The 5763-nt window shown below is 70.5% G+C and carries 6 protein-coding genes and 1 pseudogene; 3 read left to right on the forward strand and 4 right to left on the reverse strand.

Annotated features, from left to right (window positions below; all coding sequences use genetic code 11):
* From I53_RS27045 to I53_RS27055, 3 genes and pseudogenes are all read right to left on the reverse strand, one after another.
* Positions 1-331: pseudogene (locus I53_RS27045) on the reverse strand (toprim domain-containing protein); the annotation flags it as partial.
* A 205-nt stretch (positions 332-536) separates the two neighbouring features.
* The gene (locus I53_RS27050) at positions 537-1484 is read right to left on the reverse strand and encodes a molybdopterin-dependent oxidoreductase (RefSeq protein ID WP_043356777.1); all 948 of its coding nucleotides are present in this window, start codon (positions 1482-1484) and stop codon (positions 537-539) included.
* A complete protein-coding gene (locus I53_RS27055; RefSeq protein WP_043356779.1) occupies positions 1481-2341 on the reverse strand; it encodes a cytochrome b/b6 domain-containing protein in 861 nt (286 codons plus the stop codon). The genes I53_RS27050 and I53_RS27055 overlap by 4 nt, the downstream gene beginning before the upstream one ends.
* 357 nt (positions 2342-2698) lie before the next feature.
* Here I53_RS27055 and I53_RS27060 point away from each other — a divergent pair, with 357 nt between their 5' ends.
* From I53_RS27060 to coaA, 3 genes are all read left to right on the forward strand, one after another.
* On the forward strand, positions 2699-3646 hold the full coding sequence (locus I53_RS27060; protein ID WP_043356791.1) for an aspartate carbamoyltransferase catalytic subunit: 948 nt from the start codon (positions 2699-2701) through the stop codon (positions 3644-3646).
* Positions 3647-3770: 124 nt separating this feature from the next.
* Positions 3771-4094, forward strand: coding sequence for a phosphoribosyl-ATP diphosphatase (locus tag I53_RS27065; RefSeq protein ID WP_043356782.1), 324 nt, complete (start codon positions 3771-3773; stop codon positions 4092-4094).
* Positions 4091-5080 carry a type I pantothenate kinase gene (gene coaA, locus I53_RS27070; protein ID WP_043356784.1) on the forward strand — a complete coding sequence of 330 codons (990 nt, stop codon included), beginning with the start codon at positions 4091-4093 and terminating at the stop codon, positions 5078-5080. The genes I53_RS27065 and coaA overlap by 4 nt, the downstream gene beginning before the upstream one ends.
* Before the next feature lie 109 nt (positions 5081-5189).
* On the opposite strand, the gene thpR is transcribed toward coaA, so the two are convergent.
* On the reverse strand, positions 5190-5729 hold the full coding sequence (thpR, locus tag I53_RS27075; protein WP_043356788.1) for an RNA 2',3'-cyclic phosphodiesterase: 540 nt from the start codon (positions 5727-5729) through the stop codon (positions 5190-5192).
* Between the last annotated feature and the right edge of the window lie 34 nt (positions 5730-5763).

The raw sequence follows: 5763 nt of genomic DNA on the forward strand, positions 1-5763 counted from the left end.
GGTGACGCGCTCGACCGGGATGCCTTGAGCGCCTGCGGGCGGGTCAAGCCCTCCAGCACGTGCCAGGAGATCGCCTCGCCCTCGCGATCCGGGTCGGTGGCCAGAATCAGCTNGTCGGCGCCCTTGACCGCCTGGCGATCTCGGAGACCCGGCTCGCCCCGCGGTCGGCCAGTTCCCAGACCATGTGGAAATCCTGCTCGGGATCCACGGAGCCGTCCTTGGCCGGCAGGTCGCGGATGTGCCCGAACGAGGCGATCACTTCATAGTCGCGGCCGAGATACTTATTGATCGTCTTGGCTTTGGCCGGCGACTCGACGACGACGACTTTCATTCAGACCTCTGCCCCTGACGGGACCTGAGCGCGACGGACGAATTCTGATCGTAATTCGCGTGGGACATATGCCCGCCGTCGGGCCGGGGCCGCGCGCCGGGGACAAGTGGGTCACGGGCGGCGGGATGTCAAATGGCGGGCTGTGCCGCCGGTGTGGGGTCGAGCCGCTCCGTCGCGCATGCCCCGGCTGGCGCGGCGCCGAAACTCAGATCCCCGCGTACCATTCGTAGCCGCGGTCCTCCCAGTAGCCGCCGCCGCCCTGGCCGATGCCGTCGAGCGATTCCACCATCTCGACGCGCATCACGTACTTGGCCTGCTTGTAGCCGAGCTGGCGCTCGACCCGCAGGCGCAGGGGCGCGCCGTTGGAGACGGGCAGCGGCTTGCCGTTGAGGTCGTAGGCCAGGATCGTCTGCGGATTGAAGGCGTCGTAGAGGTCGATGCTCTCGTAGTAGCGGATCGGCGTACGCTTATCCTCGGGCTCCGCGGCCGGGCTGCCCTGGCCCCAATCGTCCTTGGGCGCGTCGGTGGCGGTGGGCGCGCCGCCCCAATCCTCGGCGGCGGCGAGCTGGATGTAGGCGTCGCGCACCGCGCCCGGATGCCCGGGGCGCCCCAGGAAGGCGCCGTCGCCGCCTTCGAGGCCGCCGCCGGCATATTCCAGCGTGTCGGCGCAGTGGAACACCGCGTAGCGCGCCTGCGGCTTCAGCCCGGCCCGCTTCAGCACCTCGGCGAGCGGCACGCCGGCCCATTGCCCGATGCAGCTCCAGCCCTCCACGCAATCGTGACGGGTGATCTGGGTCCGCGACGGCAGGGCGCGCAGGTCCGCGAGGCTCAGCGACAGCGGCGTCTGGACGAGCCCGTCGACCGTGAGCTTGAACTCGGCGAACTTCTTGGCCGCGAGGGCCCGGTAGGCGCGGTCCGGCGGGTCGATGGTGCCGTTCGGCTTGAACCAGGGCGAGATCATCGCGGCCGGGAATTCCCGGGCCAGGGTCGTCGGCGACATCAGCAGGCGCTGGACGTACTGGTTGGCGTCCTCGCCGACCTGGAGGGTCTGCCGGCCCGCATCGGATCCGGCGAATCTGTCGCAGCCGCCGAGCAGGGCGGTGCCCATCAGGCCGGCGCCGGCGGTGAGGAGGTTGCGGCGGTGGAGGATCATCGGGCACCTTCCCGGTCACGGCCGAGGCTGAACCAGCCGGTGATCATGCCGCGCATGTTGTTGACGAGGCCGGAGACCAGCACCAGCAGCACGTGGACCACCACGAACAGCACGATGAGCCCGGCGGCGATGAAGTGGACGCTGCGCGCCGATTGCCGGCCCCCGAACAGCTCGGTGAGCCAGGGCCAGGCGGCATCCATCCCGGGCGACATGGCGAGTCCCGCGAGCACCATCGCAGGTAAAAGGCCCCCCACCAGGACGAGATAGGTGAGCTTCTGGATGACGTTGTAGCGCTTGGCCTCCGTGCCCTCGGGGAAGCGCAGGAGCAGGTGCTCCTTCACGGAAGCCCCGAAGTGGCGGATCTGGTCCCCGTCCGGAATCAGGCGACGGCGGAGCTGGCCGCTGAACAGGCCGTAGGTGAGATAGACGGCGCCGTTGATCACCAGCAGCCACGCGAACAGGAAGTGCCAGCGGCGGCCCGTGGCGAGGTCCTGGTCGGCCGGCAGGGTCGCCCAGGACGGGAAGGCCCGCTCCACCTCCGTGCCGCCCTCACGCGACAGGCCGAGAACGCCCGTGGTGTCGAAGGTCCGCGTGCCGACCGTCACCACACCGCGGCTCTTGCCGTCGCGGCCCTGATCGCTCGTGATGGCGAGCGCCGGGTCGTCGAAGGTCGAGACCGCGCCCCAGTAGAGCGCGGGGTGGGCGTTGAAGATCTGGAGGCCGCTCATCAGCAGCACGAGCAGCACCGCGGCGTTGATCCAGTGCGCCAGACGGATCACCAGCGGATGGCGGTAGAACCACCGGCGCCCCTGCCGGTCGACGGTCTCGGGGGCTTGGAGAGCAGGGGAGGCGGCCAAGAATCGGGTCCCGGTTGGGCGTCGCTGGGCCGGGGATCGTCCGAACCCCGACCGTTCGGGCCAATACGTGGCGCGAGGAGCACCGGTTACCATCGGGCGGAAAAAAGGCCGCAGGTGCCGTCCGGCTTCCCCGGCGCGGCGGCGGTCTGCAGGGGCTGCGGGGGCTCCAGGCACGGGGCCGAGGGCGGAGCGCGGCCTGTCCCCTTTCCGAGCGGACGGGCCAGCCGGGAGCTCACGCCGAGCCAGCCCCTGTGCGCCGGAGGACGCGTCCCGGCCTGAACCGCGATGGATGCGCGCGATGGATGCATCGGACAGCCTTGCCGGGACGGCGCGCCGCACCTACACCCGGGCCTCATCATGACGACGCCCGCGCCCCCGGCCTTCCCGCACCGGCACCTCCTCGGCATCGAGGGTCTGACCCGGCCCGACATCGAAGGGCTGCTCGACGCCGCCGAATCCGCCGTCGACCTCTCGCGGCAGGTTGAGAAGAAGCGCACGACCCTGCGGGGCCGCACGCAGATCAACCTGTTCTTCGAGCCCTCGACGCGGACGCAATCCTCCTTCGAACTCGCCGGCAAGCGGCTCGGCGCCGACGTGATGAACATGTCGGTCGCCTCGTCCTCGGTGAAGAAGGGCGAGACCCTGATCGACACCGCGGCGACGCTGAACGCCATGCGGCCCGACATCATCGTGGTCCGCCACGAATCGGCCGGCGCCGTGCACCTGCTCGCCCGGAAGGTCGATTGCGCGGTGGTCAACGCGGGCGACGGCGCCCACGAGCACCCGACCCAGGCGCTCCTCGACGCGCTCACCATCCGCCGCAACAAGGGCCGGATCGAGGGCCTGCAGGTGGCGATCTGCGGCGACGTCCTGCACTCCCGGGTGGCGCGCTCCAACATCATCCTGCTCCAGGCCATGGGTGCCCGGGTCCGCCTGATCGCGCCCTCGACGCTGCTGCCCGCCGGCATCGAGCGCTTCGGCGTCGAGACCTTCACGGACATGCGCAAGGGTCTCGTCGGCTGCGACATCGTGATGATGCTGCGCCTCCAGCGGGAGCGCATGAACGGTTCGTTCGTGCCCTCCGTGAAGGAGTATTTCCGCTATTTCGGCCTCGACGCCGAGAAGCTGGCGCTCGCCAAGCCCGATGCCCTGGTGATGCATCCGGGCCCGATGAACCGCGGCGTCGAGATCGCCTCGGACGTCGCCGACGGGGCGCAGTCGCTGATCCGCGAGCAGGTGGAGATGGGTGTCGCCGTGCGCATGGCGGTGCTGGAAGCGCTCGCCCGGCATCTCCCGAACGGCTGAGCCCCGGACAAAGCCCATCCGCCTTCACCCGCGCCGCTTGCTCGCAGGGCGGTCGTGGCGCAGTTTCCTGCCGAAATCCGGCCCGGATCCGTATAAGGGGCCGGCGCAACATGCAGATCGCTTCATGACCGCCTACACGCTCGCCGACCTCGCCGCCCTCGTGGCGAGCCGCGCCGGGACCGATCCGGCCACCTCCTACACGGCCAAGCTCCTGTCCGAGGGCCCCGCCAAGGCGGCCAAGAAGCTCGGCGAGGAGGCGGTCGAGGCGGCGATCGCGGCCGTGCAGGGCGACAAGACCGGCCTGAGGAATGAGGCCGCCGACGTGCTCTACCACCTCGTCGTGCTGCTCCGGGCCGGCGGCGTGGAGCTCGAGGCGGTGATGGCCGAGCTGGAGCGCCGGACGGCCCAGAGCGGCATCGCCGAGAAGGCCGCGAGGCGCCACGCGTGAACGCGGCCGCGCTGCCGGGCTCGGTCGAGGCGATCCTCGACGCGTCGGACCGGCTCTCGCCCTATCGCCGCTTCAGCCGGGAGGAATGGGCGCAGCTGCGCGCCGACACGCCGCTCACCCTCAACCAGGAGGATCTGGAGCGGCTGCAATCGATCAACGATCCGATCTCGGTCGAGGAGGTGGTGGCGATCTACCTGCCGCTGTCGCGCCTGCTGGCCCTCTACGTCGCGGCGACGCAGGGGCTGTTCAAGGCGACGCAGCGCTTCCTGATGGCCGAGCGCGAGACCAAGGCGCCCTACATCATCGGGCTCGCCGGGTCGGTGGCGGTGGGCAAGTCCACCACGGCCCGCATCCTGACCGCCCTGCTGGCGCGCTGGCCCAACACGCCGAAGGTCGACCTCGTCACCACCGACGGGTTCCTGCTGCCCAACGCCGAACTCGCCGCCAACGGCCTGATGGAGCGCAAGGGCTTTCCCGAGAGCTACGACACCGCCGCGCTGCTGCGCTTCCTCCACGACGTGAAGGCCGGCCACAAGCGCGTGACCGCGCCGCTCTACTCGCACCTCGTCTACGACCGGGTGCCCGGGGAGGAGCGGGTGGTGGAGAGCCCCGACATCCTGATCGTCGAGGGCCTGAACGTGCTCCAGCCCGCCCGCCTGCCGCGGGACGGCACCGCGATCCCGTTCGTGTCCGACTTCTTCGACTTCTCGATCTATCTCGACGGCCACGAGGACGACCTGCACCGCTGGTACGTCACCCGCTTCATGAAGCTGCGCCAGACCGCCTTCCGCGACCCGCGCTCCTACTTCCGGAAATACGCCGAGATCCCGGAAACCGAGGCGCTCGACATCGCCGACCGGCTCTGGACCACGATCAACCTGCCGAACCTGCGCGAGAACATCGTGCCCACGCGGCAGCGGGCGAGCCTGATCCTCACCAAGGGCGCGAGCCACCGGATCGAGAGCGTGGCGCTGCGGCGGCTGTAGGTCGGTCCAACCCTCCAGCTGATCCTGAGGTGACCGCGAAGCGGGCCTCGAAGGAGGTCTTCCGGGCCCACAGAGCCCTCTGGACGAGGAGAGGCCTGAAGCGGACGCCTCACGCGAACGGAAAGTCCGCCTCCGCCACATACGGCCCACCCCCGGTCGAGTCCCGCGCCGAGAACAGCGTCACCCGGTCAACCGCGAAGGCCAGCGGCGCGAAGACCGGCGCCTGCGACAGGTACATCGCCGTCGCCTCCGGCGTGGCGTCGCGGCGCAGCCGGGCCAGGGTGACATGCGGGGTGAACTTCCGCCGTTCCGGCTCGACCCCGGCGCGGCGCACCAGCCGCTCCTGCTCGGCCTGGAGATCCGTCAGCGCCGGGTCGGCCACCACCGCCGCGTAGAGCGCCCGCGGCCTGTCGCCGCCGAAGATGCCGAGGCCATCGAGGGTCACCGTCAGGGGCGGGCGTACCCGCATCTCGGCCAGCGCCTCCACGACATCGTCGGCGACGGTGACCTCGACATCCCCGAGGAAGCGCAGGGTGACGTGAAAGTCGCCGGGCTCGATCCAGCGCGCGCCGGGCAGGCCGCCCTGGTAGACCTTGAGGGCGTCGGCGACCGCCGGCGGCACGGCGAGCCCTGTGAACAGGCGCGGCATCAGCGGACCGGCGCCTGGCGGATCCGTCCAGGAA

The sequence above is a fragment of the Methylobacterium sp. B1 genome (assembly GCF_000333255.1).
GTDB lineage: Bacteria > Pseudomonadota > Alphaproteobacteria > Rhizobiales > Beijerinckiaceae > Methylobacterium > Methylobacterium fujisawaense.

Bases quoted from the DNA above. Each gene is read 5' to 3' on its own strand.
- I53_RS27050 (WP_043356777.1), bottom strand. From the start codon at position 1,484: ATGATCCTCCACCGCCGCAACCTCCTCACCGCCGGCGCCGGCCTGATG.
- I53_RS27060 (WP_043356791.1), top strand. From the start codon at position 2,699: ATGACGACGCCCGCGCCCCCGGCCTTCCCGCACCGGCACCTCCTCGGC.
- I53_RS27065 (WP_043356782.1), top strand. From the start codon at position 3,771: ATGACCGCCTACACGCTCGCCGACCTCGCCGCCCTCGTGGCGAGCCGC.
- thpR (WP_043356788.1), bottom strand. From the start codon at position 5,729: ATGCCGCGCCTGTTCACAGGGCTCGCCGTGCCGCCGGCGGTCGCCGAC.